The organism is Promicromonospora sp. Marseille-Q5078, assembly GCF_050315395.1.
Taxonomy (GTDB): Bacteria; Actinomycetota; Actinomycetes; order Actinomycetales; family Cellulomonadaceae; genus Isoptericola.
The window spans coordinates 4,091,170-4,117,594 of record NZ_JBNPQG010000001.1; the positions used below are offsets into that span (position 1 = coordinate 4,091,170).

23 protein-coding genes are annotated in these 26,425 nt (G+C 73.5%); 11 read left to right on the forward strand and 12 right to left on the reverse strand.

Annotation, left to right across the window (positions count from 1 at the left end; all coding sequences use genetic code 11):
- Positions 1-104: 104 nt before the first annotated feature.
- Positions 105-1,352 carry an ATP-binding protein gene (locus ACQFYA_RS18845; protein ID WP_499126703.1) on the reverse strand — a complete coding sequence of 416 codons (1,248 nt, stop codon included), beginning with the start codon at positions 1,350-1,352 and terminating at the stop codon, positions 105-107.
- Positions 1,353-1,528: 176 nt separating this feature from the next.
- Between ACQFYA_RS18845 and ACQFYA_RS18850 the strand changes: the two genes are divergently transcribed.
- The 6 genes from ACQFYA_RS18850 to ACQFYA_RS18875 all read left to right on the forward strand — a co-directional run bounded on the left by ACQFYA_RS18850 (position 1,529) and on the right by ACQFYA_RS18875 (position 6,250).
- Positions 1,529-2,422 (forward strand): aldo/keto reductase, encoded by an 894-nt coding sequence (locus tag ACQFYA_RS18850; RefSeq protein ID WP_499126704.1) that lies wholly within the window; start codon positions 1,529-1,531, stop codon positions 2,420-2,422.
- Between the two features lie 2 nt (positions 2,423-2,424).
- On the forward strand, positions 2,425-2,613 hold the full coding sequence (locus ACQFYA_RS18855) for an aldo/keto reductase (protein ID WP_499126706.1): 189 nt from the start codon (positions 2,425-2,427) through the stop codon (positions 2,611-2,613).
- Entirely contained in the window at positions 2,610-3,332 is a 723-nt protein-coding gene (locus ACQFYA_RS18860; RefSeq protein ID WP_499126708.1) for a carboxymuconolactone decarboxylase family protein, read from the forward strand. Before ACQFYA_RS18855 ends, ACQFYA_RS18860 begins: the two co-directional genes overlap by 4 nt.
- Positions 3,329-3,694, forward strand: coding sequence for a DUF2255 family protein (locus tag ACQFYA_RS18865; protein WP_499126711.1), 366 nt, complete (start codon positions 3,329-3,331; stop codon positions 3,692-3,694). The genes ACQFYA_RS18860 and ACQFYA_RS18865 overlap by 4 nt, the downstream gene beginning before the upstream one ends.
- A gap of 82 nt (positions 3,695-3,776) precedes the next feature.
- Positions 3,777-5,231 (forward strand): DUF2252 domain-containing protein, encoded by a 1,455-nt coding sequence (locus ACQFYA_RS18870; RefSeq protein WP_499126712.1) that lies wholly within the window; start codon positions 3,777-3,779, stop codon positions 5,229-5,231.
- Positions 5,232-5,266: 35 nt separating this feature from the next.
- Positions 5,267-6,250 carry an aldo/keto reductase gene (locus ACQFYA_RS18875; protein WP_499126715.1) on the forward strand — a complete coding sequence of 328 codons (984 nt, stop codon included), beginning with the start codon at positions 5,267-5,269 and terminating at the stop codon, positions 6,248-6,250.
- A gap of 24 nt (positions 6,251-6,274) precedes the next feature.
- Here the strand turns inward: ACQFYA_RS18875 and ACQFYA_RS18880 are convergent, their stop codons facing one another.
- Genes ACQFYA_RS18880 through ACQFYA_RS18895 form a run of 4 tightly spaced genes read right to left on the reverse strand, consistent with a single transcriptional unit; the run spans position 6,275 to position 10,802 of the window.
- Positions 6,275-6,523: a DUF2630 family protein gene (locus ACQFYA_RS18880; protein ID WP_499126718.1), complete on the reverse strand. Its 249-nt coding sequence runs from the start codon at positions 6,521-6,523 to the stop codon at positions 6,275-6,277.
- Positions 6,520-7,755, reverse strand: coding sequence for an MFS transporter (locus ACQFYA_RS18885; protein ID WP_499126720.1), 1,236 nt, complete (start codon positions 7,753-7,755; stop codon positions 6,520-6,522). The genes ACQFYA_RS18880 and ACQFYA_RS18885 overlap by 4 nt, the downstream gene beginning before the upstream one ends.
- A gap of 34 nt (positions 7,756-7,789) precedes the next feature.
- Positions 7,790-10,267: a beta-galactosidase gene (locus ACQFYA_RS18890; RefSeq protein WP_499126722.1), complete on the reverse strand. Its 2,478-nt coding sequence runs from the start codon at positions 10,265-10,267 to the stop codon at positions 7,790-7,792.
- Positions 10,268-10,316: 49 nt separating this feature from the next.
- Positions 10,317-10,802, reverse strand: coding sequence for a nitroreductase family deazaflavin-dependent oxidoreductase (locus ACQFYA_RS18895; protein ID WP_499126723.1), 486 nt, complete (start codon positions 10,800-10,802; stop codon positions 10,317-10,319).
- A gap of 164 nt (positions 10,803-10,966) precedes the next feature.
- Between ACQFYA_RS18895 and ACQFYA_RS18900 the strand changes: the two genes are divergently transcribed.
- Together ACQFYA_RS18900 and ACQFYA_RS18905 are read left to right on the forward strand one after the other, a co-directional pair.
- Positions 10,967-13,858, forward strand: coding sequence for a M4 family metallopeptidase (locus tag ACQFYA_RS18900; RefSeq protein ID WP_499126725.1), 2,892 nt, complete (start codon positions 10,967-10,969; stop codon positions 13,856-13,858).
- 112 nt (positions 13,859-13,970) lie between these two features.
- Positions 13,971-15,068, forward strand: a complete 1,098-nt coding sequence (locus tag ACQFYA_RS18905; protein WP_499126727.1) for a helix-turn-helix transcriptional regulator — start codon at positions 13,971-13,973, stop codon at positions 15,066-15,068.
- An 18-nt stretch (positions 15,069-15,086) separates the two neighbouring features.
- Here ACQFYA_RS18905 and ACQFYA_RS18910 read toward each other — a convergent pair whose 3' ends face one another.
- From ACQFYA_RS18910 to ACQFYA_RS18925, 4 genes are read right to left on the reverse strand one after another with little or no spacing between them, the layout of a single operon-like run.
- Positions 15,087-17,585: a beta-xylosidase/alpha-l-arabinosidase gene (locus tag ACQFYA_RS18910; RefSeq protein WP_499126729.1), complete on the reverse strand. Its 2,499-nt coding sequence runs from the start codon at positions 17,583-17,585 to the stop codon at positions 15,087-15,089.
- Positions 17,582-18,487: a carbohydrate ABC transporter permease gene (locus tag ACQFYA_RS18915; protein ID WP_499126731.1), complete on the reverse strand. Its 906-nt coding sequence runs from the start codon at positions 18,485-18,487 to the stop codon at positions 17,582-17,584. The genes ACQFYA_RS18910 and ACQFYA_RS18915 overlap by 4 nt, the downstream gene beginning before the upstream one ends.
- Positions 18,484-19,452, reverse strand: coding sequence for a carbohydrate ABC transporter permease (locus tag ACQFYA_RS18920; protein WP_499126733.1), 969 nt, complete (start codon positions 19,450-19,452; stop codon positions 18,484-18,486). Before ACQFYA_RS18920 ends, ACQFYA_RS18915 begins: the two co-directional genes overlap by 4 nt.
- A gap of 7 nt (positions 19,453-19,459) precedes the next feature.
- The gene (locus ACQFYA_RS18925; RefSeq protein WP_499126734.1) at positions 19,460-20,776 is read right to left on the reverse strand and encodes an extracellular solute-binding protein; all 1,317 of its coding nucleotides are present in this window, start codon (positions 20,774-20,776) and stop codon (positions 19,460-19,462) included.
- Between the two features lie 194 nt (positions 20,777-20,970).
- Between ACQFYA_RS18925 and ACQFYA_RS18930 the strand changes: the two genes are divergently transcribed.
- Positions 20,971-22,020 (forward strand): LacI family DNA-binding transcriptional regulator, encoded by a 1,050-nt coding sequence (locus tag ACQFYA_RS18930; protein ID WP_499126736.1) that lies wholly within the window; start codon positions 20,971-20,973, stop codon positions 22,018-22,020.
- A gap of 120 nt (positions 22,021-22,140) precedes the next feature.
- On the opposite strand, the gene ACQFYA_RS18935 is transcribed toward ACQFYA_RS18930, so the two are convergent.
- Together ACQFYA_RS18935 and ACQFYA_RS18940 are read right to left on the reverse strand one after the other, a co-directional pair.
- A complete protein-coding gene (locus ACQFYA_RS18935) occupies positions 22,141-22,854 on the reverse strand; it encodes a DedA family protein (RefSeq protein WP_499126738.1) in 714 nt (237 codons plus the stop codon).
- Positions 22,851-23,576, reverse strand: coding sequence for a copper homeostasis protein CutC (locus tag ACQFYA_RS18940; protein WP_499127609.1), 726 nt, complete (start codon positions 23,574-23,576; stop codon positions 22,851-22,853). Before ACQFYA_RS18940 ends, ACQFYA_RS18935 begins: the two co-directional genes overlap by 4 nt.
- A 211-nt stretch (positions 23,577-23,787) precedes the next feature.
- Here ACQFYA_RS18940 and ACQFYA_RS18945 point away from each other — a divergent pair, with 211 nt between their 5' ends.
- Complete coding sequence (locus tag ACQFYA_RS18945; protein WP_499126740.1) at positions 23,788-24,075, forward strand: hypothetical protein; 288 nt, start codon at positions 23,788-23,790, stop codon at positions 24,073-24,075.
- A 59-nt stretch (positions 24,076-24,134) separates the two neighbouring features.
- On the opposite strand, the gene ACQFYA_RS18950 is transcribed toward ACQFYA_RS18945, so the two are convergent.
- On the reverse strand, positions 24,135-24,620 hold the full coding sequence (locus tag ACQFYA_RS18950) for a DUF1269 domain-containing protein (RefSeq protein ID WP_499126742.1): 486 nt from the start codon (positions 24,618-24,620) through the stop codon (positions 24,135-24,137).
- Between the two features lie 102 nt (positions 24,621-24,722).
- Between ACQFYA_RS18950 and pgi the strand changes: the two genes are divergently transcribed.
- The gene (gene pgi / locus ACQFYA_RS18955; protein ID WP_499126743.1) at positions 24,723-26,405 is read left to right on the forward strand and encodes a glucose-6-phosphate isomerase; all 1,683 of its coding nucleotides are present in this window, start codon (positions 24,723-24,725) and stop codon (positions 26,403-26,405) included.
- Positions 26,406-26,425 lie beyond the last annotated feature (20 nt).

A 26,425-nucleotide genomic window follows, 5' to 3' on the forward strand; every position in this document is an offset into this window, starting at 1 on the left:
CAGCGACCTGATCCGCGGGGCCTGGCGCGGGCAACGGCAGTCTTCGCGGGCGCGTGACGGCCGAATCCTCGTCCCAGGTCCCAGCCGGCCCTTCGGTCACGAGGTCAGGCCGTCCAGAGCACGTCCATGGGCACGGCGCTGACTCGGTCGCCGAACGGACCGCTCGTCCCGCCGGTGTGCAGGATGACTCCGGCAACGAACCGGTCGCCGAGCTTGTCGCGAAGCTTGAGCAGCCACTTCGCGTCGCGCAGCCCGACGGAGGCAGAGGCTTTGACCTCGACTCCTGCGACGCGGCCGTCGTCGGACTCGATGATCAGGTCGACCTCGTCACCCGCCCGGTCGCGGTAATGGCTGATGCGCGCGGACTCCTCCGACCACCCGAGCTGACGACGAAGCTCGCCGGCGACGAAACCCTCGAGCAGGTGACCGGCCGCTTCGCCGTTCATCGACGGAGAGACTCCCGCCGCGGACACATTGAGCAGACGTGCGGCCAGCCCGGAGTCGAGGAGCGCCGTCTTCGGCCGTGACACGACCCGCTTGGAGAGACTGGTCGACCAGGCGGGGATCCGTTGGATCAGATAGAGCGTCTCCAGGAGCTCGAGGTGCGGGACCAGCGTGCTTGCTGGGATCCCGGTGTCGCTGGCGACCTTGGCGATGTTGAGCTCTCCGCCGTCCCGGGCGGCCAGGACTCGCAGGATCAGCGGGAGCTCGCCGAGCCGTTGGAGGTTCGAGACGTCCGGAGCATCTCGTTCCACGATGCGCGCCAGATAGTTCTCCAGCCACAGGTTGCGACGGCGCCCGGCCGGACGACTGAGAGCTTCCGGATAGGCACCCGCGACCGCCCGCTCGAGATAGTCGTTGCGGACCAGGTCGCTGGCCGTTCCCAGGAAGGTGTCTCCAGCCAGCAGGCGGTCGACAAACTGTTCCTTGTGGCCGACGAGCTCGCCCTGGCTGAACCCGTGGAGCTCGATCGACTCCGCACGTCCAGCGAGACTGTCCTCCGTCGCCGGCAGTCGCAAGAGGTTGGCGGATCCGGTCAGGAGGAATCGGCCAGGTCGGGGATCGCGGTCGACGACGAGCTTGAGGGCCAGCACCAGCTCCGGAACGCGCTGGACCTCGTCGATGGCGAGCAGGCCCTCGGTCATCTGGCTCAGGAAACCCACGGGGTCCGCCTGCGCTGCCGCACGGGTCAGTTCGTCGTCGAACGTGACCAGAAGCCCACGATCCTCGGCAACAACCTCACGCAACAGCGTCGTCTTTCCCACCTGACGCGCGCCCTGGACGACGACGACTCGCGTGTCGCTCAGAGCCTCGAGGACTCGCGGCCTCACGTGTCGAGGGACAGCTTCCATGATGCCGACGATAGCGCCTGCTCGTGGATTCGCCACGCTTGACTCGTGGATTCGCCGCATAGTACTCGTGGATTCGCCACGTGCTGCTCGCGGATCCGCCATCGAGGCCGGGTACCGACCAGCGGGGTACCAGCAGGGCCTCCCCCGTTCCGCGGACCGTGCCTACCGTGGAAGGCATGACGACGAACCAGGTACCCACCCTCACCCTGAACAACGGCGTCGAGATGCCCGCCCTCGGCTACGGCGTCTTCCAGACCCCGCCGGACGAGACCGCCACCGCGGTCGAGGCCGCGCTCGCCACCGGCTACCGGCACATCGACACCGCCGCCGCCTACGGCAACGAGGCCGGCGTCGGCGAAGCCATCCGCCGCTCCGACGTCGACCGCTCCGACATCTTCCTCGAGACCAAGATCTGGATCAGCGACTACGGCTACGACGCCACCCTGCACGCGCATCACAAGTCCGCCGCCAAGCTCGGCGTCGAGACCATCGACCTGCTGATCCTGCACCAGGCCCTGCCCAGCCGCTTCGACCTCACCGTCGATGCCTACAAGGCCCTCGAGACCCTCCTCGCCGACGGCAAGGTCCGCGCCATCGGCGTCAGCAACTTCATGCCCACCCACCTCGACCAGCTGCTCGCGAAGACCACCGTCGTGCCCGCCGTCAACCAGGTCGAGGTGCACCCCTACTTCCGCCAGCCCGACGTCCTCGCCGCCGACGCGAAGCACGGCATCCTCACCCAGGCCTGGTCCCCCATCGGCGGCATCACGTTCTACCGCGACGGCGAGCACACCAGCACCCTGCAGGACCCCACGATCCTGCGCATCGCCGAGGCCCACGACAAGACCGCCGCCCAGGTCATGCTGCGCTGGCACCTGCAGCAGGGCCGCTCCGCGATCCCCAAGTCCGTCACCCCGCACCGCATCGCCGAGAACTTCGACGTGCTCGACTTCGAGCTCACCACCGACGAGCTCACCGCGATCGACGCCCTCGACACCGGCGTGCGCGGCGGCCCCGAGCCCGACGCCATCACCCTCGAGACCTTCGGCCGCGAGATCCCGGAGGCGTAAGCATGCAGTACCGCCCGCTCGGGCGCACCGATGTCCAGGTCAGCCCGCTCACCCTCGGCGCCATGATGTTCGGCCCGTGGGGCAACGACGACCGGCAGGACGCGCACCGGGTCATCCACCGCGCGCCGGACGCCGGGATCAACCGGCTCATGGACTCGCACGAGGCCCTCAAGGTGCTGGTGCGGCCATGACCGCGGCAGAGCTCGCGCGCACCGACCCGGAGGTCGTGGCGATCCTCGAGGGCATCCGGACCGACGCGCGTCGGGACGCCCCGCTCGACGCCCGCACCGGCCACCTGGTGCGGCTCGCCGCACTGGTCGCGACGGGCGGGCGCCGGATGCTCCGGGAGGCGCTGGACGGCGCCCTCGCCGGGGGCATCACGCCGGTCGAGGTCAAGGAGGTCGTCTACCAGGCGGTCCCGTACGTGGGGACCGGCCGCGCGCTCGACGCGCTGGACCTGGCGAACGACGTCCTCGCGGACCGTGGCGTGGCGCTCCCGCTGCCCGCCCAGGCGACGGTGACCCCCGAGACGCGGGCCGCCGACGGCCTCGCCGTGCAGAAGCGGATCGTCGGCGGCGACGCCGTCGACGCCATGTACGCAGGCGCACCGGCGGACGAGCAGCACGTGCAGCGCTACCTCTCCTCGCACTGCTTCGGCGACCACTACACGCGCGGCACGATCGACGTACCGGCCCGCGAGCTGGTGACCCTCGCGCTGCTCGTCGCGCTCGGCGGCGCGGACCCTCAGGTCGCCGGGCACGTGCGGGCCAACCTGCGTGTCGGCAACGACCGCGGGACGCTGATCGCAGTGCTCACGCACCTGCTGCCCGACGTCGGCTACCCGCGCACGCTCAACGCGCTGCGCGCCGTCGACGACGTCGCCCCGCTCACCACCGAGGAGGAGTCATGACCGGCTGGACCGCCGCCGACCTCGCCGCGATCGACGGCGACGGCGAGCTGCACGTCGCCGCCCACCGCCCCGACGGCACGCTCCGCACGCCCCGGATCGTGTGGCACGTCGTCACAGACGGCGCCCTGTACGTCCGCTCCGTCCGCGGACAGGACGGCGCCTGGTACCAGGGTGTGCAGCGCACCGGCACCGGCACGATCGAGGCCGGCGGCGTCCACGCCGAGGTCACGTTCACGCGCGACGACGCCCACGACGAGGCGGTCGACCGGGCCTACCACGCGAAGTACGGGGACGGCGAGGCCGTGCGGCGGATCACCAGCCCGGAAGCCACGTCGACCACCCTGCGCGTGGATCCGCGCTGACCTTCCGGCGCCACCGGTCGTGACCACCAGGCCCGACCTCGACAGCAGGCTCCAGGACCCGACGAGGGTCGGAGGTGGCCAGATGAGCACCGACGAGAACGTGGGCGCGGGCAGCGCCGGGGCCGAGGAGGCCGCGCCGCCGGACGACTTCGCGGGCCGGGCCGAACAGGGCAGGAGCGCCCGGCGCCGGGTCCCGAGGTCGTCGCATGCGGGGTGGGCGCCCGCCCCCGGTCGCGCCGACCCGGTCTCCCTCCTCGAGGAGCAGGAGACGACGCGGGTGCCGGAGCTGGTGCCGATCCGGCACCGGCGCATGATGGTGTCGCCGTTCACGTTCTACCGCGGCGCCGCGCTGCTCATGGCCACCGACCTGGCCGAGACGCCCGTGTCGGGCCTCGTCACCCAGGTCTGCGGCGACGCGCACCTGTCGAACTTCGGCGTCTTCGGCACACCGGAGCGGACCATGGTGTTCGACCTCAACGACTTCGACGAGACCCTCCCGGGCCCGTGGGAGTGGGACGTCAAGCGGCTGACCACCAGCTTCGAGGTGGCGGGCCGGTACCGCGGGTTCGGCGCCGAGGAGCGGAGCGACATCGACCGCACCGTCGTGCGTGCCTACCGCGAGCAGATGCTGCGGCAGGCCGGGTCGGGCGTGCTCGAGGGGTGGTACGACCGGCTCGACGCGGATCGCATCGTGGCCTACGTCGAGGACGAGCACCGCGCGAGGCGCGTCGGCCGCAAGCAGGTGGAGCGGACCGAAGCGGCCCTCGCCAAGGCCCGGACGAAGGACAGCACGCGCGCGACGGCCAAGCTCGTCGAGGTCGTCGAGGGCCGGCTGCGCATCGCGGCCAGCCCGCCGCTCATCGTGCCCGTCGAGGACATCGTGCCCGTCGCGCGCGAACGGGAGCGGGCGGAGAACTGGATGCGGAACCTCATCGCGTCGTACGTGCCGACGCTCCAGCACGAGCATCACCCGATGGCGGAGTACTCCTACGTGCACATGGCGCGCAAGGTCGTGGGCGTCGGCAGCGTCGGCACGCGCGCGTGGGTCGTGCTGCTGCGCGGCCGCGACGACTCCGACACCCTGGTGCTGCAGGCCAAGGAGGCGGAGAGCTCGGTGCTCGAGCGCTTCCTGCCGCCGAGCCGGTACGACAACCACGGCGAGCGGGTGGTGCGGGGGCAGCGGCTCATGCAGGCGGCGGGCGACGTCTTCCTCGGCTGGCAGCGCGTCGCCGGGGCCGACGGCACGGCCCGCGACTTCTATATCCGCCAGCTCTACGACTGGAAGGGCGGGGTGGACGTGGAGGCGATGGACGCCGCGGGGGCGCGCGCCTACGCCCGGGTCTGCGGAGAGGCGCTCGCGCGGGCGCACGCCCGCTCGGGCGACCGCGTCGCCGTCGCCGCCTATCTCGGCCACGGCGACCGCTTCGACCGGGCGGTCGCGGCCTTCGCGGACGCCTACGCCGACCAGAACGACCGCGACTACGCGGCCTTCCTCGACGCCGTTGCGTCGGGACGGCTGGAGGCCGCGGAGGCGTGACCGACACCAGCAGGCAAGCACCAGGAGGCAGCACGATGCACACCCGCACCCTCGGACAGGGGCTCGAGGTCTCGGCGATCGGCCTCGGGGCCATGGGCATGTCCCAGTCCTACGGCCCCAACCCCGGCAGCCGCGACGACATGATCGCCGTCCTGCGCGGCGCGGTGGACCGCGGCGTGACGTTCGTCGACACCGCCGAGGTGTACGGCCCGTACGTCAACGAGGAGCTCGTCGGCGAGGCGCTCGCCCCCGTGCGCGACGAGGTCGTGGTCGCCACCAAGTTCGGCTTCGACATCGAGGGCGGCCAGGGCGGCCTCGACAGCCGGCCCGAGCAGATCCGGCGCGTCGCCGACGCGTCGCTGCAGCGGCTGCGCACCGACCGGATCGACCTGTTCTACCAGCACCGCGTCGACCCGGACGTGCCGATCGAGGACGTCGCCGGCACGGTCGGCGAGCTGGTCGCGGAGGGCAAGGTGCGCCACCTCGGCCTCTCGGAGGCCTCGGCGGAGACGATCCGGCGCGCGCACGCCGCGCACCCCGTCACCGCCGTGCAGAGCGAGTACTCGCTGTGGACGCGCGACCCGGAGGCCGAGGTGCTGCCCGCCCTCGCGGAGCTCGGCATCGGCCTCGTGGCGTTCAGCCCGCTGGGCAAGGGGTTCCTCACGGGCACCGTCGACACCTCCACCACCTTCGCCGACGGCGACATCCGCCGGCGCGTCCCCCGCTTCGAGCGGGAGAACCTCGCCGCCAACCAGGCCCTCGTGGACCACGTCAAGGAGCTCGCCGCGGCGAAGGGCGTCACGCCCGGCCAGGTCGCGCTCGCCTGGCTGCTCGCCCAGCGGCCGTGGGTCGTGCCCATCCCCGGCACCCGCCGGCTCGAGCGGGTCGAGGAGAACGCCGCCGCCACCGCGGTGGGCCTGTCCGCGGACGAGCGTGCCGACCTCGACGGGCTCGCCACCAGCGTGGGCGTGCACGGCAACCGCTACGACGCCCACCACATGGGGCTCGTCGGGCGCTGAGGCCGGGAGCCTCCGACGGCGCGGCTACCCGCGGTAGCGCTCCACGACGTCGGCCGAGCGGACGGTCGCCGCGTCGGGGTCGCCGCCGAACTCCCGCGCCGCCTGCCGCTGCCGCAGCAGGTCCCAGCACTGGTCGAGGCGGGTCTCGGCGGCGGCGAGCTCCTCGTGCTCGGTGCTCGCGTCGATCTCGCCCCGGGACAGCCGCTCGCGCAGCTCGCGCTCGCGGGCGATGAGGTCGCTGATGGTCTGCTGGATGTCGCCGTCGGTCGTCATCGGTCGATCGTCTCGCGCACGGCGTCGTCCGGCAGGCCGAGCGCCGTGGGGCGGTCCCGCTCCGGGGTCCGGGCGGCGGGGGCCAGGAACGCGGACGCGGCGACGAGGACGAGCACCACGACCAGGGCGGACCGCAGCCCGTAGTGCTCGCCGAGGAACCCGAGCACCGGCGGCCCCACGAGGAACGAGACGTAGCCGAGGGTCGCGGCCAGCGAGACCCGGGCGGCGGAGTTCTCGCCGGAGTCGCCCGCCGCCGACAGCGCGACGGGGAACCCGAGCGCGGCGCCCAGTCCCCACAGGACGGCGCCGCCCGCGGCCACCCACTGCTGGTCGACCACGACGACGAGCGCGAGCCCCGCGGCGCTGACGACGGCGCTCGCGCACAGCACGGCCGCCCGGCCGAACCGGTCGACGAACCGGCCGCCGACGAACCGGCCGACCGTCATCGAGGCGGCGAACACGGCGTAGACCGCCGACCCGAGCGCGGCGTCGAAGCCGTGCCCGTCCACCATGACGAGCGGCAGCCAGTCGTTGGCCGTGCCCTCCGCCATCGCGAGGGCCAGGATGATGCCGCCGATGAGCAGCAGCCGCGCGTCCTTCCACACCGCGGGCCGGGGGCCGCCGTCCGCCGCGGTGCCAACCCGCTCGGCGGCGACGCGCCGGCCGACGCCCGCGGGGATCGGCCGGATCGCGACGGCCAGCCCGGCGAGCATCGCCGCGGACACGATCAGCAGGTGTGCGACGACGGGGAACCCGACGGCCGTGAGCACCATCCCCACGGTGGCGCCGACCACGGTGCCGAGGCTGAAGAAGCCGTGCATGGCCGGCAGCGCGGAGCGGCCGAGGAGCCGCTCGACCTCCGCGCCCTCGACGTTCAGGGCGATCTCGCCGCCGCCCATGCCGCCCCCGACGAGGCCGAGCCCGAGGGCGACGACCGCGCCCTCCCCGAGTGCCGCGCCCAGGCCGACGACGGCCACGCCGACCGCCATGGCGACGGTCCCGACGACCATCACCGGCCGGGTGCCCCACCGCGACACGAGCGGGCCGGACGCCAGGATCCCGATCATCGACCCGACGGACAGGCCGAAGAGGATGAGCCCCATCTGCCCGGTCGACGCGCCGACGAGGTCGCGCACGTCGGGGGTGCGCGTGACCCACGAGGAGATGGCGATGCCGTTGAGGAAGAAGAGCGCGAACAGCGCGTTGCGGCGCGCGCGAAGGCTGGCGGTCACGGGGGGCGGGGCTCCTGACGAGAGGTCCGGGGGGTTACGAGGCTAGGGCGTCGTCGGCCGCGACGAGCACCACGCGGGCGGTCCGGACGACGTCGACCGACGCCACGGTGATCCCGTCGGGCACGTCGCGCACGGACGGGTCCACCCACACCCCCGTGGCGCGGCGCCAGGGCAGCAGCTCGAGCGTCACCCCGGCGCGGGCGGCGTCGTCACGCCACGGCGTGAGGTCGACGTCCCAGTCCCGGCCGTGCCAGAAGTGGTCGCCGACGACCTCGTCGCCCCCGGCCTCGTCGTGCACGAGCGCGCGGCCGACGTCGCCGGTCCACGAGACCCGCAGGAGGGCGCGGTCGACCCCGGCGAGCAGCTCGCCCGGGACGTCGAGGTGCACCCGGGCCGCCCCGGAGAAGTCGGTCGGGGCGCTGAGGCGGTCCATCGGGCCGCCGCGCGCGGGCTCCGGCGGAGCCGGGGCGTGCGGGCGCAGGCCGGCCGCGACCCGGCGGCGGCCGGCGCCGGGGACGGCCAGCGTCCACGAGCCCCAGGGCCCTCCCGCGTCCCGCACCGGGACGACGGCGGCGGCGTCTCCCGTCGACGCCGCGAGCGCCGCCGGCGCGGGCAGCAGGGACACCGTCGCCTCCGGGACGTCCGCGTACACGACCAGCGCGCCGTCGAGCGCGTGGACCGGGACGTCGCTGAGCACGAGCCGCTCCCGGCCGCCGACGTCGAGGCGGTACAGCCGGTTCGCGGACGCCTCGTCGAGCACCAGCACCCGCACCGCGGCCCCGGACGCGGCGCGCAGCCCGACCACGGTGCCCGGCCCCGGCGCTCCGGCGAGGTCGAGGACGGTCGCGCCGTCCTCGACCCGGGCGACCACCGGGCCCGTCGCCTCCACGTCGCCGTCGAGCACCAGCTCCACCCGCACGCCGTCGGTCGCGACCAGCACGACGAGCTCGCCGCCGTCCGCTCTGCCGTCCGCTCCTCCGCCGTCCGTCAGGCGCGTGAGGAGCTGCGCGGTGGCGCTGCGCAGCACCAGCCCGTCGGCGAGCGGGTAGCGCAGCGGCCAGGCGACCGAGACGCCGGCCGGCAGGTCGACCGGGCGCGCGGGGACGGTGACGGTCGCGTCGTCCAGCTCGACGGCGACCTGGACGCCGGGCTGCGCCTCCAGCGGGCGGCGCGCCGGCTGGTAGGTCGTCACGAAGACGTACCCGCGTTCGCCGTCCGCGCGCACCGACCAGCGCAGCTCGGCGGTGTCGTCGACGTCCTCGCCGCCGCCGACCGTCGTCGTCATCGCCGCGAGAGCCGCGCCGTCGGCCTGGAGCCACAGGTGCTGGCGCCGCAGCAGGTGGTGGTGCGGGCGGACCTGGCCGTGCTCGCCCACCGGGGCGCCGAAGTCGTAGGTGCGGGTGGGCACGTCGTTCGGGTACCCGGTGGCGTGCGACTCCTGCTCGGTGCCGTGCGGCCCGACGCGCTGGGTGCCGCCCGCGTACATGTAGTACCCCTGCCAGGCGGAACCGCTGCCGATCTTCGCCAGCGCCAGCGCGGCCACGTCCTCGGGCGTCACCAGGGGGCGACGGTGGTAGGCCACGTGCATCCCGCCCCCGAGCTCGCACGTGACGTACGGCAGGGCGTCGTCGTCCGTGCGCCCCGCGGAGCCGTCGGCGTCGACCGCGATCCCGTCCAGGGCCTCGCGCAGGTCCGCCCCGACGGACAGGTCGTCGCGCACCGTGCTGTACCTGAAGTGGACCGGTCCGAACGCCGGCCACTCGGTCGCGGTGTCCTCCCAGAAGCCGTCGGCGTACGCGCCGTACACCGGCAGCAGCGTGGGCGGCACCTGCGCGCCGCCCCAGCCGGTCGCGGTCCACACGGGCACCCGCAGCCCGAGGTCCTCGGCGATCGTGCGCAGGGTGGCCAGGTGCTCCGGCTGGTCGTACAGCTCGTTGTCCATCTGCGCGCCCACGACCGGCCCGCCCTCGGCGTGCGTGAGCCCGTCCAGCTGCGCGATCGTCTGCCCGTAGAACGCGCGCACCAGCTCGAGGTAGGCCGGGTCGTTCGTCCGCGTGGCGATCCCGCGCGCCACGAGCCAGTCGGGGAAGCCGCCGTACCGCGCCTCGCCGTGCCCCCACGGGCCCATGCGCACGACCACGTCGAGGCCGTGGTGCCCCGCGAGCTCGACGAACGCCCGCAGGTCGAGGTCGCCGCCCCACCGGAAGTCGCCGGGATGCGGCTCGTGCGCCTGCCAGAAGACGTACGCGGCCACCGAGCTCAGCCCGCCGGCCTTGGCGTGCCCCAGCACCTCGGACCAGCGCTCGCGCGGGATGCGCGCGTAGTGCACCTCGCCGGTCACCGGGAACCACGGCAGCCCGGCCCGCTCCAGGTACCGGCCGGTCACCCGGATCCTGTCGGCGGTCCCCGCCGGGTCGCCCAGCTCGAGGTGGTCCCGGCGCGGCGGGGACGGGCGGGCGACCCGCACGCGGTGCGTGGCGGGCCGGGCGTCGGCGGGGACGTCGGCGGGCATGGGTTCCTCTCGTTCGCGGCCGCGCGCGGCGGCCCGGCTCCGGGAGAACCTACGGCCTCCGCAGCGCGAACAGCCGGACCACGCGGCCGGAGTCGCGCTCGTACCCGCGGTAGCCGGGCCACTGCGCCTCGATGCGCGCCCACACGGCGTCGCGCTCGGCGTCGTCCTCGATCAGCGCGGCCCGCACGGGGTACCGCCGGCCGCGGATGCTCACCGCGGCGTCCGGGTGGGCGAGCAGGTTGTACGTCCACGCCGGGTGCCGGTCGCGCGCGAACGACGTGCCCGCCACCACCAGCCGGCCGCCGCCCAGCGGCGTGTACATGAGGTACGTGTCGCGCGGCTCCCCGGACCGCGCCCCGGTCGTGTGCAGCACGAGCGACGGCACCAGCACCGCGCTGAGCTGGAACCTTCCGCGGGTGAGCCGCGCCAGCGCCCGCTCGACGGGCGGCAGCGCCCGCGGCGCCACCGCCCGGAACGCGCGGGTGCGCGTCACCGGCGCGACGACGGACCGGACGCGGTGCAGCAGGGTGGCCATGCCCCATCCTGGCGGGTGCCCGGCCACGCACGGTAGGCCGGACGCCTCCCGTTCACATCTGCGCATGCCTACTTGTCGGCGCTGCAGGTCGTTGACCGCGGCACCGCGCCGCCCGTTCCCTGGACCCACCGAGCGGGTTCCACCCCTGGACGAAGGAGACGCAGATGGCGACCTCAGCGCACGAGCACGAGGCACGAGCAGGGACGGACGGACCGGACACGCGCCGGCGTTGTCGACGGGTGTCGGGGTACGGCCTCGTGGCGCTCGTCGCCGCCGGCCTGGTCGTGACCGGTCTGCCGGCCGTCGCGTCGGCGCAGCCGACGGGCAGCGTTCCGCAGTCGCCGGCGGCCACCCCGGCCCCCTCCCCGACCACGGGCGGCGAGACCACCACGGACACGCCCGCGCTGGTGACCGGGCTCGACGACGCCGCGAACGGGTCGGTCGGCGCCACCAAGGCGGCCCAGCGCTACCTCGGCGCCCACCCGGGCCGGTTCCACATCGACCAGCCGGGCCGGAACCTCACGGCCGCCGGTACCGAGAGCACCGACGGGCAGGAGGTCGTCCGCCTGCAGCAGCAGTACCGGGGCGTCGACGTCCTGGGCGGCGAGTACGTCGTCCGGATGGAGAAGTCCGGCACCGACCGCACCGTCACCGGGACGTCGGGCCGGTACTTCACCGACCTCGACCTGGACTCCGTCACCCCCGCCGTCTCGGAGGAGGTCGCCATCGAGCGCGCGGTCGCCGCGGTCGCCGATCGGCCCGGCAGCATGCTGCGGAAGGACTCGATCGAGACCGCCAAGACGTTCTCCGGCGAGGCGAACGGCCTGACCGTCCTGCCGCAGGGCGACGGCGTGCTGACCCGGCACATCACCGTCACCGGCGTCGACGAGCACGGGATGCCCGTCAAGCAGGAGGTGTACGTCGACGCGGACGCCGGCTTCCCGGTGCTGCAGTACAGCTCGATCAAGACCTTCGGCGGCACCGGCGCCGAGCCAGCCGCCGCCGAGATCGGCGAGACCAGCGAGGCTCCGGGGGCCGCGCCGACCGCTGACAACCCGCTGGTCAGCAAGGTCTCCGGCGTCCGCTACAACGGCGACACCGTCGACCTGAACTTCTGGAAGGACGGCAAGGGCGTCTACCAGATGATCGACTACAGCAAGACCGACCCGGCGTCGCCGTACACGGGCACGATGCTGGCGACGTACGACGCCCGCGGCCGGGAGGCGTCCTCGGCGTCCGGCCGCTGGCCCAGCGGGATCACGTACTTCAGCACGACCACCACCGACGTCGGCGCCGACTTCACCGACACCGGTGCCGTGGACGCGCACTGGGCGGCCGGAAAGGTCTACGACTACTACAAGGACCACCACGGCCGCGCCGGTCTCGACGGCGACGACGGCTACATCTACTCGCTGGTCGGGGTGGTCCAGGGTGGTCAGCCGTTCAACAACGCCTTCTGGGACGGCACCAAGATGGTCTACGGCCAGGGCGGCGGTGACTACCGCACCTTCTCCGCGGACACCGACGTCGTCGGCCACGAGATGACCCACGGCGTCGTCGAGCACACGGCGAACCTGGTCTACGTCGGCCAGTCCGGCGCGATGAACGAAGCCCTCGCCGACTACTTCGGCAACGCGATCGACCTCGAGGCGAACGGTGTCTCGATGGACGACCCGGACGCCGCGCTCCTGGGCGAGGACCTGTGCACGACCGCGGGCCCCCGCGAGTGCGCCCTGCGCGACCTGGACGACGGCGCCACCACCGACGACTTCATCGGCGTCACCTACCGCAGCGACAACGGCGGCGTCCACCTCAACTCCACGATCTTCTCCGGCGCCCTGTGGGACATCCGTGAGGGGCTCGACCCCGAGCTCGCCGACACGATCGTCTACCGCGCCCTGTCGGCGTACATGACCCCGCTCGACGACTTCACCGCCGGCCGCGCCGCGGTGGTCGCCGCCGCCGAGGAGCTGGGCGTCACCAAGGCGCAGCTGAAGGTCGTCCAGGCCGCGTTCGCCGCGCACGGCATCGTGCCGGGCTGGGAGACCGACCTCGGCGTCGACAGCGACGTCCTGATCGCGAGCGACAACATCGCCGACACGGGCGTCGGTGCGGGCGGCGGCAAGTACGCCGTCTCCCGCACCAACGAGGACGGCAGCGAGCCCTACTCGGTCTGGCTGGGCAACACGAACGGCAAGGGCCAGCCGGAGCTGGTGAGCGCCAACAACGGCAACTACAACGTGTACGCCGACACCGACGGCACGAACGTGGTGTGGATGGAGTTCACCGGAGAGTCCATCCTCGCCAGGTCGCGACCGGTCGCCGGTGGGCTGACCAAGACGGTCCTGTTCAGCCACAACGGCCCGGTCTCGTCCCTGGCGGTCGACGGTGACCTCATGGTGCAGACGGTCACGGACTACACCACCGGCACCGATCACGTGGGCTGGGTCAACACCAGGACCGGCGAGAAGGGCCTGGTCGACCCCGGCAACCCGTACGTCTCCACGGGCCTGCCGTCGGTCCATGACGGCAAGATCGCGTACGCGAAGCTGTGGTACGAGGCCGACGGCCCCCGGCTCGGCGTCGAGGTCTTCGACACCGTCGCCGGCACCAAGACCTTGATGCCGATGGACAACGCCACCGTGATGGGCATCGGTCAGACGGCCGTCACCGACGCCGGCGTCTTCTGGATCGAGGACGACGACATCACCGACGGCGGCCAGGCCGCCGTCCGCACGGCGGGCTTCGACGGCACCGCCCCGCGCACGCTGATCCCGGAGTCCGCGGACAGCTCCGTCTTCGCGGCCACGCTGACCGCCTCGGACGCGGCGGTCACCGTCACCTCGGCGCCGTTCGCCACCACGTGGGCCAACGAGACGCTGCCGAAGCTCTTCCAGGTGGCCACCGACGGCAAGAAGGGCGTGCAGCGGATGTCGTGCAGCCCCGGCGAGCAGATCTACGCCGCCGCCGACGAGGGCCAGCGGGTGCTCTGGTTCGACGGCACCACCGGGCACACCAACCTGGTCAAGCGGGACCGCCCGGTCGGCACGTGCTGACCTGACCCTTCCGGCCACGGCCGGGCAGCCCTCGCGGGTTGCCCGGCCGTGGTGTGCCCGCTCCCGGCGCGCCGACTTGTGCCCCGCGGCGTGCGGCACGCACACTCCCGGCATGGCCAGCGCCGCGTCCGACCAGCCGCTGACCAGGGACGGGACCGCACCGGCCGCCGTCGGCGACGACCCCGCCGAGCTGACCCGGCTCGGCCTGGACCACGACATGCTGGCCGTCTACCGGGCGGCGCTGCGCACCGGGGAGACGTCGACCGCGCAGCTCGCCGATCAGGTAGGGCTCGATCCCGACCGGACGGAGCAGGCGCTGGAGCGCCTCGCCGCCGACGGGTTCCTCACCTCCTTCGGGGCCGTCGCCCCGCGCGCGGCGCTGCGGACGGTCGTCGTGCGGCGTCTGGCCGAGCTGGCCGCCCAGCAGGCGGAGCTGCGCACGGTGGACGCGATGGTCGACGGTCTCGCGGACGCGCTGTGGCCGCCGGACGCGCGGCTGCCCGTCGCCGACGTGGGCCTCGTCGTGGGCCTGCCCGAGATCGCCCGCCTGAGCACCCACATCGTGATGGCGGCCGAGCGCGAGGTGTTGGTCCTCGACGCCCCGCCCTACGCGCAGGACGACGCGGCGGTCACGCCCGAGCCGTCCGCTCACTTCAAGGTGGGTCCCGACGCCGACGAGGCGGCGCTGCGGCGGGGGGTCACGTTCCGCCGGATCGTCGCGCAGGAGGGACTCGACCTCCCCGGCCGTGTCGAGGGGACGCGCGCCCTCGTCGACCTGGGGATGTCCGTGCGCGTGCGCGCCTCCCTGCCGTCCAAGCTCGTGCTCGTCGACGGCACCACCGCGCTGCTGCCGCCCACCTCGACAGCCGACGCCCGGGCGGCGGCGCTGGTGCTCCGCGGCGGGATCCTCACGCACGTCCTCGGCCCGCTCTTCGAGATGCTCTGGGCGGACGCCGTCCCGCTCGTGGTCGGCAGCGACGGGCTCACGCGGGGGGCCCCGGCCCCGGACGGGGCGCCGACCGCCGAGGAGCGTGAGCTGCTCCTCATGCTCGCCGCGGGACTCAAGGACGAGGCGGTGGCGCGCCACCTCGACGTGCACGTGGCCACCGCCCGCCGCCGCATCGCCGCCCTGATGGCGCGGCTCGAGGTCTCGAGCAGGTTCCAGGCCGGCGTGCAGGCGGCCCGGCGAGGCTGGCTCGGCGAGGGCTGACGCCCCCGCGCCGCGTCGTCACGCGACGGTCGACGTCACCACCCGCGGGTCGGCGACGGTCACCGCGTAGGTGCCGCCCGTGACGACGAGCGTCGCGCGCGGCGTGGCGGTGCCCGGCAGGTCCCGCTTCTCGGACGTGCGGGCACTGGTGATGGCGCCGCCGGTCGTGTGCTGCACGTCGTCCGGCCGGACGTCGGGGGTGGCCGCGACGTGCGACCCGACCCACACCTCGACGTCGCCCGGCTCGACGACGCGCACCAGGTCGCGGCCGGAGAACGCCAGCCGCGTGGTGGGCACGGCGAACGTCACGACGACGGACTCCCCCGGCTCGAGCGTCACGCGGCGGTACGCGAGCAGCTGCGCCACCGGGCGGGTGACCGAGCCGACCACGTCGCGCCCGTAGAGCTGCACGACGTCCGCCCCGGCGACCGTCCCCGTGTTCGTGACCCGCACGGCCGCGGCGAACGTGCCGCCGGCCGCGACCTCGGTGTCGACCGTCAGGTCGGTGTAGGCGAACGACGTGTACGACAGGCCGAAGCCGAACGGCCGCAGCGGCGTGGAGTCGGTGGAGGTGACGTCCGACGGCCCGCCCAGCACCGGGTGCAGGTAGGAGTACGGCTGGGCCCCCGCCGACCGCGGCAGCGAGACGGGCAGCCGGCCGGACGGGTTCACCGCGCCGGCGATGGTGCCGGCCACGGCGGTGCCGCCCTCCTCGCCGGGGAAGAACGCCTGCAGCACCGCGCCCGGACGCCGGTCGTCGGGCGACTCGTCCACACGCTGCCCTGAGCCGGTCGAAGGGTCGAGCGCCCAGTCGATCGCGTACGGCCGCCCGCTCAGCATCACCATGACCACCGGGGTGCCGGTGGCCAGCACGGCCTCGACCAGCCCGCGCTGCACGCCGGGCAGCTCCAGCGACTCGGCGTCGTTGCCCTCGCCCACCGTGCCGCGGCCGAACAGGCCGGCGTGGTCGCCGACCACGACGACGGCCACGTCGGCGGACGACGCGGCGGCGACCGCCTCCGCGAACCCGGACGTGTCCTCGCCCTCGACGTCGCAGCCGGCCGCGTGCACCAGCTCCGGCTGTGGCAGGCCCGCCGCGCCGAACGCGCCGCCGAGCGCCTCGAGCACGGTGGGGATGTGGAAGCCCTTGGGCACCTCGGGGTGGTGCGCCAGCACGTGGTTGGCGAACGAGTAGCAGCCCATGAGGGCGTCGCTGCGGTGCGCGTTGGGCCCGACGACGGCGACGCGCGCCGGGGCGGAGCTCCACCGCGCGAGCGGCAGCAGGCCGTCGTTGGCGAGCAGGACCAGCGACTCCTCGGCGAGGCGTCGCGCCACGTCCCGGTGCGCGGGCGAGTCCAGGTCGACCACCGCGGGCGGCTCGCCGGCGAAGGCGTCGTCGTCGAGCAGCCCGAGGTCCTCCTTCTGGGCCAGCGCGCGCAGGACGGCGCGGTCCACGTACCGCTCGTCGACCGCGCCCTCGCGCACGAGCGCGGCGAGCGGCTCGAGGTAGGCGTCGCCCGACGGCAGCTCGACGTCGAGGCCGGCCTCGAGCGCCTGGGCGGCGGCCCGGCCGCGGTCGGCGGCGACCCGGTGCATCACCTCGAGGAACGCGACGCCGAAGTAGTCCGCGACGACGACGCCGTCGAAGCCCCACGTGTCGCGCAGAATCCCGGTGAGGTATTCCGTGCTCGCGTGCATGGGCACGCCGTCGACGTCGACGTACGACGCCATGACGGACCGCACCCCGCCGTCGCGCACCGCCATCTCGAACGGTGGCAGGAAGACGTCGGCCATCTCGCGCGGGCCCGCCGACACCGGCGCGTGGTTGCGCCCGGCGCGCGACGCCGAGTAGCCGACGAAGTGCTTGAGCGTGGCGTGCACGCCCGCGTCCTGCAGCCCCCGCACGTACGCGGTGCCGACGGTGCCGACGAGGTACGGGTCCTCGCCGATGCACTCGTCGACCCGGCCCCACCGGGGGTCGCGCACGACGTCCAGCACGGGGGCCAGGCCCTGATGGATGCCGAGCTCGCGCATCGAGCCGCCGATGACGCGGCCCATCTCCTCGACCAGCTCGGGGTCGAACGACGCGCCCCAGGCGAGCGGCGTCGGGAACGTCGCCGCCTTCCACGCGGACAGCCCGGTGAGGCACTCCTCGTGCACGAGGGCGGGGATGCCGAGCCGCGTCTCGCGGCGCAGCCGCTGCTGCTCCGCCCACAGCCAGGCGGCCCGCTCGGCCGGGCCCACCGGCCGCGTGCCGTACACGCGGGTGTAGTGGCCGATGCCGTGGCGCGTGACCTCCTCGAGCCGGCCGCCGCCGGACGCCATCTCGCCCTGCATCGGCGCCACCACCTCGCCGCCCTGGTCGAGCCAGTAGCCGACCAGCTGCGCGAGCTTCTCCTCGAGCGTCATCCGGGCGTGCAGCGCGCGCACGCGGTCGGACACCACGGGCGTCGCGGGGATCTCGGTCGGGGCGGCGGGTGCCACGGGGGCGTGGGTCACGGGTTCTCCTTCGGTCATCCCTTCACGGCCCCCTGCAGGCCGTTCACGATGCGCTTCTGCATCGCGAGGAAGAACACCAGCGCAGGGATCATCGCCAGCGTCGTGAACGCGAACACGCCAGCGGTGTCGGCCGAGTGCTCCGAGGAGAAGTCGGCGACGCCGAGGGGCAACGTCCGCATGTCGCCCTGGAGGACCAGCAGCGGCAGGAGGTAGGCGTTCCAGGAGCCGACGAACGCGAGCACGCCGACGGTCACCATCCCCGGCCCCGACAGGGGAAGCAGGATCCGCCAGAAGAACCCGATCCGGCTGGCGCCGTCGAGCTGCGCCGCCTCCTCGAGCTCGGTCGGCAGCGCCATGAGGAACGGGCGCAGGATGACGACCGTCATCGGCAGCGCGAACGCCGCCTGCGGCAGCGCCACGCCCCACCAGGTGTTGCCCATCTGGTAGTTCTGCGTGATGAGGATGAACAGCGGGATGATCGCCACGGTCGCGGGGAACAGCAGCCCGATCACGAACACCAGGAACAGCGCCTCGCGCCCGCGGAAGCGGTACCGCGCCAGGGGGTAGGCGGCCATGACGCCGAACACCACGACGACGGCGGTCGTGAGCACCGCGATGACCGTGGAGTTGAGGAAGTAGCCCCAGAACGGCGAGTCCGCCGCGAGCACGCCCGCGTAGTTGGACCACACCCAGGGGCTGGGCAGCCCGGCCGGGTCCTCCGCGAGCTGCGCGTTGGTGCGGAAGCCGCCGAGCACCCCGTACAGCACCGGGCCGAGGGTCACCGCGACCACCACCAGGGCGATCGCGTAGACCAGCGGGCTCCCGCCGGAGAACGACCTCCTGCTCCCCCGGCGGTCGTGCCCGTCGAGACCCTCGTCCCGGCGGGGTCCACCGACGGCCGTGTCCGTGACGGCGCTCATCGACCGCCCTCCTTGCTGTCGCGGCTCAGGACGAGCTTCTGGTAGGCGAGCGCGAGCACCAGCGCGATGACGAACAACACCACCGACGCGGCCCCGGCGATGCCGAAGTTCTGCCGCTTGGTGCCTTCGTTGACGAGGAACGTGGCCATCGTGGTGGTCGCGTTGGCGGGCCCGCCGCCGGTGAGGATCCACACCATGTCGAAGAGCTGGAGCGAGCCGATCATCGACAGGAAGCCCCAGGTGCGCATGGTCGGGCCCAGCAGCGGGACGGTGATGCGCCGCTGCACCTGCCACCAGGAGGCCCCGTCGAGCTGGGCCGCCTCGTACAGCTCGTCGGGCACGCCCTGGAGGCCGGCCAGGAAGAGGATCACGGCCAGGCCGAGGTACTTCCAGGTGAGCACCACGAGCACGGTCCACAGGGCGTAGTCGGGGGTGCCGAGGAAGCCCTGCTCCGGCCCCTGCAGCCCGACGGCGGCGAGCATCGTGTCGATCACGCCGTACTGCGGCTGCAGCAGCTGGAACCAGACGACGCCGGCGATGACCTCCGCCAGCACGTACGGCACGAAGATGATGGTGCGCAGCAGGCCCTGGCCCCACATCTTGCGGTTGAGCAGCAGGGCGATCGCGAGACCGAGCGGCAGCTGCAGCAGGATCGAGCCGACGACGATGACGAGGTTGTGCACGACGGCGTCCGTGAAGACCTCGTTGGTCAGCACGGAGACGTAGTTCCGCAGGCCGACGAAGTCGACCATCGGGCCGAAGCCCTTCCACCGGTACAGCGACATCTGCACGGCGGTGGCCACGGGGACCACCACGAACGCGACCAGCAGGGCGAGGGCAGGTGTCACGAAGAAGGCGATCTCCGCCCGCTTGCGCCACGCCCCTGCCTGGCCGCGACGCCCCGGACGGCGGTCCGCCGACCGTGCCTGGGCACGGCCGGCGGACCGGACTGCGGTGTCCGTCATCGGACCGTCACTGGTCCGCTTCCGCGGCGGACTGCACCGCGTCGACGACGTCCTGCGGGGTCGCCTCGCCGGCGAACTGCAGGGCGATCGCGTCGTTCATCGCGCCGCCGACCGAGGCCCCGAGCAGCGTGTCGAGGTAGAGCTGGATCTCCGGGGCGCCGTCGCGCACCTCGAGCAGCTCGGCCAGCGCCGGGTCGGAGACCGACGCGGACGCCGTCGGGTTGGTCGGCAGGCCCATGTCCCGCTCGGCGAAGCCCTGCTGGACCTCGTCGCTCAGGAGGTACTGCGCGAACTCGACCGCGACGTCGGGCGCGTCCTGCGACACGGCCCACGCGTCGCCGCCGCCCATCTGGGCGCCCTCGGTGCCCTGCTGGCCGTCGACCGACGGGTACGGGAACCACCCGGTGTCCTCGCCCAGGCCCTCGCCGTCCTCCGTGAGCCCCTGCATGACACCGGGCTCCCAGTGGCCGGCCAGCTCCATGGCGACCTTGCCGGAGGCGAGCAGGCCGGAGGCCGACGTGGGGCCGGTCTGCGACGCGGTGGTGAGGAAGCCCTTGTTGAAGGGCTCGGTGGCGAGCGTGTCGTCGAGCGTCTCGCCCGCCTTGACGAAGCACGGGTCGGAGTAGTCGACGTCCGCGATGGCGGCGTCGAGCGTGTCCGCGGCGCACTGCCGCACCACGTTGTAGTACCAGTAGTGCGCGGCCGGCCACTTGTCGCCGGCGCCCACGGAGGCCGGCGTGATGCCCGCGGCCTTGAGCTTGTCGACGGCGTCGTACAGCTCGTCCATCGTGGTGGGGGTCTCCGTGATCCCCGCGTCCTCGAAGAGCGACTTGTTGTACCAGAAGCCGACCACGCCGATCGAGAACGGCAGCGCGTACGACGCGCCGTCCACCTGGAAGCCGGGCATGTACGCCTCGAGGTTGCCGATCGTGTCGGCCGCCGGCTCGGAGATGTCCTTGAGCAGGCCGGCCTCGACGTGGTCGGCGAGCTCGCCGCCGCCGCGCTCCATGAACACGTCGGGTGCGTCGCCGCTCTGGAACGCGGCGTCGAGCTTGGTGAGCATGTCCTCGTGCGCCATGGCGCTGACCTCGACGGTCGTGCCCGGGTGGTCCTTCTCGAAGTCGGCGGCGACCTGGTCGTAGTACTTCTTGCCCTCGCCGGTGTTCGAGTTGTGCCACCACGTGATGGTGCTGGCGTCGGCGCTGCTCTCGCCGCCGCCGCCCTGGGCGCCGGTGCCCTGGCCTGCGCAGGCGGCACCGAGGAGCGCCACGGTGGTGCCGAGCGCGACCGCGGTCGCGCCGCGCATGATCCTCGTCCTCGTCATCATCGATCCCTTGTCTTCGTCGACGGGCACGGCAGCGACGCTGCCGCGGGGGAGAGTTCCTGGGCACGAGAGTGGCAGGCGCGCGACGGGTTCGTCAATCGTTTTCGATAACGATTTCAACACTCGCCCGCCGAGGGCCGACGGCGGCGGCTGGACCGCGTGACCGGCGCCGTCGTGCCGCATACTGTCGACTCGTGAGCACCGCCGCCGACCCGCCCGCCGCGGGCCCCTCCGCCCCGCCCCCGGGGCGCGTCACCATCTCCGACGTCGCGCGCGTCGCCGGCGTCTCGGTGGCCACCGTGTCGAAGGTCGTGAACAACCGGTACGGCGTCGCGGCCGGCACCTCCGAGCGCGTCCTGGCCGTGGTCGAGGACCTCGGCTACGAGTCCTCCCTGGTGGCGCGCAGCCTGCGCCGCACCAGCACCAACGTCATCGGCGTGCTCGTCGCCGAGTTCGAGCCGTACTCCACCGAGCTGCTCAAGGGCATCTCTGCCGCGGTCGACGGCACCGGCTACGAGCTGCTCGCCTACGCCGGCCGCACCGACGGCGGCGCCCAGGCCGGCTGGGAGCGGCGGTCCCTGTCCCGGCTCGCCGGCACCCTGGTGGACGCGGCGATCGTCGTGACGCCCACGATGGTCCTGTCCCCCGACTCCCCCGTGCCCGTGGTCGCCGTCGACCCGCACACCGGACCGGAGGGCACCCCCACCGTCGACTCCGACAACACGACCGGCGCCCGCGAGGCCGTCGAGCACCTCATCGGCCTCGGGCACCGCCGCATCGCGCACCTCGGTGGCCGCCCCGACCTGGAGTCCGCCCGTCTGCGCGAGCTGGGCTACCGGCAGGCGCTCGAGGCCGCCGGCATCGCCGTCGACCCGCTGCTCGTCGAGGTCGGCGGCTACCGGCCGGACCTCGCCGACGCCCCCGTCCGCACCCTGCTCGACCGCCCCGACCGGCCCACCGCCGTCTTCGCGGCCAACGACCTGTCCGCCATCCACGTCCTCGAGGTGGCGCAGGAGCTCGGCCTGCGCGTGCCCGAGGACCTGTCCGTCGTCGGCTTCGACAACGTCCCCGAGTCGTGGGGCAGCACTCCCCCGCTGACCACCGTCGCGCAGCCCATGCACCGCATGGGCGCGGAGGCCCTGCGCATGGTGCTCGACCTTCTCGACGGCACCGCCCGCGAGCACCACCTGCGGCTGCCCACGTCCCTCGTCGTCCGCGCCTCGACCGCACCCCCGCCGAGGTAGTCCGAAAGCCCGCGAGGTAGTTCGAAAATCGCCGAGGTAGTTCGTTTCTCGGCGAGGTAGTGCACTATCTCGCGGGATCCGGAACTACCTCGGCGATTTTCGAACTACCTCGGCGACGGGTCAGCGCGCGCGACCGTGCCGGCGCTCGGGCTCGCGGGGGCCGCGGCGGGCGAGGTAGCGCTGACGCAGCCGCACCACGACGAACCACAGCACGAGCAGGCCGATGATCACGAGCACCGCGTTGGAGATGATGCCGCTCCACTGCTCCAGCACGGGCTCGATGGCGGGCCCGAAGGCGTAGCCGAGCCCCACCCAGATGCCGTTCCACACGCCGGAGCCGATGGCGGTGTACAGCGTGAACGACCAGAACGGCATGCGCTCGATGCCCGCGGGGATGGAGATGAAGCTGCGCACCAGCGGCACGCAGCGGCCCACGAGCACGGCGACGCGTCCCCACTTCGCGAAGAACGCCTCCGCCTTGTCGAAGTCCGCGCCGTCCATCAGCGGGATGGCGTCGACGATCGCGCGCGTGCGGTCGCGGCCCAGCAGGAAGCCCAGGAACCACCACACCCACGCGCCGATCACGGCGCCTAGGGTGGCGGCGAGGATCGCGAGCCACGCGTTCATCTGCCCGTCGTAGGCGAGGAAACCGGCGGCGGGCAGCACGGCCTCGGACGGGATGGGCGGGATGAACGTCTCGAGCAGCACGGCCGCGCCGACGCCGACCTCGCCGAGCGTCGTCATGAGGCTCAGCACCCAGCCGATGAAGCCGTCGTACCCCTCGGCCGGGTCGGTCGCCGACATCGCGACCGCGGCGTTCACCACCCCGTTCACAGGGCGGTCCCGGCGTCGAGGGCGGCGCGGGTCGCGGCCACCACGTCGGGGTCGGTCACGTCGTAGCCGCTGGCCCCGCCGCCGCCGGGGCCGCCGTCGGCGACCACGGTGCGTCGTGCGGAGAGGTGGACGGCGTGCACGCCGGCCGACACGAGGGCGGGCACGTCCTGCACCCGGACGCCGCCACCCGCCATGATCTCGATGCCGAGCTCTCCGCCGCGCCCGGCGAGGGAGCCGAGGACGTCGAGGGCCTCGCCCGCCCGCGCCGCGCCGCCGGAGGTGAGCACGCGGCGCACGCCGGCGGCCGCCAGCGTGTCGAGGGCGGCGACCGGGCGCTCCACCTGGTCGATCGCCCGGTGGAAGGTGACGTCGGCGCCGCCCGCCGCGACGACGAAGGCCGCGAGCGCCGCGGCGTCGACCTCGCCGGACGGCGTCATCGCCCCGACGACGACGCCGTCGGCGCCGGCGGCCAGGACGGCGCGCACGTCGCGCACCTGCACGTCGACCTCGGCGGGGTCGAACACGAAGCCCCCGGCCCGGGGACGGACGAGCACGTGCACGCCGACGCCCGTGCCACGCAGCGCGTCGGCGACGGCCGCGACCATGCCCGCCGACGGCGTGAGGCCGCCGGTGCCCGCGAGGGCGGCGCACAGCTCGAGGCGGTCGGCCCCGCCGGCGACCGCGACGCGCGCGCCCGCGACGTCCTGCACGGCGATCTCCAGGGTGACGCCCCGGGAGGCGACGTCCTGGCCGGTCGCAGGCTCGGGGGCGGGTGTTGTCGACGGGTCGGCAGTCACGGCGGCGAGTCTACGGGGGCAGGCGTGTCGGCGACCGGGGCGACCTGTGACGGGACGGTGCCGGTCGAGCAGCCCGGTCGCCGTGCCCGGGCTCGCGCAGGGACCCGCGCGGGGAGCCGAGTGGCAGGATCTCGGGGTGCCCTCCTACCGCGTGAGCCTCGCCGTCGGTCTCCTGCAGCCGGGCGTCGACCCGGCCGACGTGCTGCCCGCCGCCGCCGACGCCGCCCGAAAGCTGGTCACCGTCGAGGCGTTCGACGTCGGCGTCGTGCGCGGGCGTGCCCGCGTCACGGTGCGCTTCACCGCGGACGACGACGACGCGGCGCACCGCGTCGCCGACGCCGTCCACGACCGGGTCGACGCGCTGGCCGACACCTTCGGCGGCACGCTCACCCGGCGGTGGGGCAACCGCTGGCAGCCTGCCTGACGACGCGCCGTCGGTCGAGCCCGTCGAGACCTCGGGCCCCGACAGGCTCGCCCGGCGACTCACTGACCGAAGGCCTCCAGCAGGTTCCGGCGCTCGGCGTCGGTCAGGTTGGTGCTCACGAGCGTCGCCTGGACGCCGTGGAGGCGCTCGCCCAGGCGGTCGGGGTCGATCGGCTCGGTCACGACGAACAGCGCCGACGTGCCGGGCACGATCTCCTTCTTCATCGTCTCGAGGTCCTTCCCGGTGATGCCCACGTCGGACAGGGACTTCGAGATGCCGGCGATGGCGGCGCCCGCGGCGGCGCCCAGGATCGGCAGGAAGAACAGGGCGCCCAGGAGCAGACCCCAGAACGCTCCCCACCCCGACGCCTTCGCCGTGTCGTCGTGGTCCCCGTGGGTGGTCGGCTTCTTCGCGCCCTCGGGCCAGCTCACGACCGCGTGGTCGATGATCTTCACCAGGCCGTCCGCCTCGCCGCCCTTGACGGCCTTGAAGGCGCGGTCGGCCGCGCCCGGGTCGTCGAACTTCCAGACCGTAAAATTCGCCATGCGTACCTCCCCAACGGAGTCCGGGCCCGTTCCCGGCTGATGGTCATCCTGGCAGCGTGGGCAGGTCGCGCAACCGGACCCGGCGGTCAGTACCGTGGGCCCATGACCTCCTCCCCCGTCGATCCCACCACCACGACCTCCTGGGGCGACCTGTACTCCCACTACCAGGAGTTCCGGGGCGACCTGCGCGGCTGGTTCGCCGCGGACCCGGGTCGCGCCGAGCGCATGACCCACGTCGCGGGCGACCTGCACGTCGACCTGTCGAAGAACCTCGCGACGGACGAGACGCTGGACCTGCTGGTCCGGCTCGCCCACGAGGTGCACCTGCCCGAGCGCCTCGAGGCGATGTTCGCCGGCGAGCACATCAACGCGACCGAGGACCGCGCCGTGCTGCACACCGCGCTGCGCCGCGCCCCCGGCACGCAGCCGCCGCTGGTCGTGGACGGGCAGGACGTCGACGCGGACGTGCAGGCCGAGCTGGACAAGGTGAGCGCGTTCGCCGACCAGGTCCGCGACGGCTCGTGGACGGGCGTCACGGGCAAGCCGGTGCGCACGGTGGTGAACATCGGAATCGGCGGGTCGGACCTCGGGCCGGTCATGGTCTACGAGGCCCTCAAGCCGTACGGCCGGGCCGACCTGGAGGTGCGTTTCGTCTCCAACATCGACCCCACCGACGTGGCGCAGAAGACGGCGGACCTCGACCCCGAGACCACGCTGTTCATCGTGGCGTCCAAGACGTTCGGCACGCTGGAGACGCTGACCAACGCGCGCCTCGCACGGGCGTGGATGTGGGAGCGGCTCATCGCCGCGGGCGTCATCGAGGACGACCCCGACGCGAAGCAGGCCGCGGTCAAGGCGCACTTCGTGGCCGTGTCCACGGCCCTCGACAAGGTGGCCGACTTCGGCATCGACCCCGCCAACGCGTTCGGCTTCTGGGACTGGGTGGGCGGCCGCTACTCGGTGGACTCCGCCATCGGCACGTCGCTGGCGATCGCGTTCGGCCCGGACGTCTTCCGCGACCTCCTCGCCGGCTTCCGGGCCGTGGACGAGCACGTCCGCACCACCCCGTTCGAGTCCAACGTGCCCGTGCTCATGGGGCTGCTGAACGTCTGGTACGTCAACTTCCTCGGCGCCCACACGCACGCCGTGCTGCCGTACGCCCAGCAGCTGCACCGGTTCCCCGCGTACCTCCAGCAGCTCACGATGGAGTCCAACGGCAAGTCGGTGCGCTGGGACGGCTCCCCCGTCACCACGCAGACGGGCGAGGTCTTCTGGGGCGAGCCGGGCACCAACGGCCAGCACGCCTTCTACCAGCTCATCCACCAGGGCACGCGGCTGATCCCCGCCGACTTCATCGCCGTCGCGAACCCGGCCTACCCGCTCGCGGACGGCGGCACGGACGTGCACGAGCTGTTCCTCGCCAACTTCTTCGCCCAGACCAAGGCCCTCGCCTTCGGCAAGACGGCGGACGAGGTGCGCGCCGAGGGCACGCCCGAGGAGATCGTGCCCGCCCGCGTCTTCTCCGGGAACCGGCCCACGACGTCGATCATCGCGCCGGCGCTCACGCCGTCCGTGCTCGGGCAGCTCGTCGCGCTGTACGAGCACATCACGTTCGTGCAGGGCGTCGTGTGGGGCATCGACAGCTTCGACCAGTGGGGCGTGGAGCTCGGCAAGAAGCTCGCCCTCGAGGTCGCGCCCGCCGTGTCGGGCGACGACGCCGCGCTGGCCGCGCAGGACTCGTCGACCCAGGCGCTCATCCGCTACTACCGGGAGCACCGCGCCTGACGCCCTCGTCGGTCGAGCCT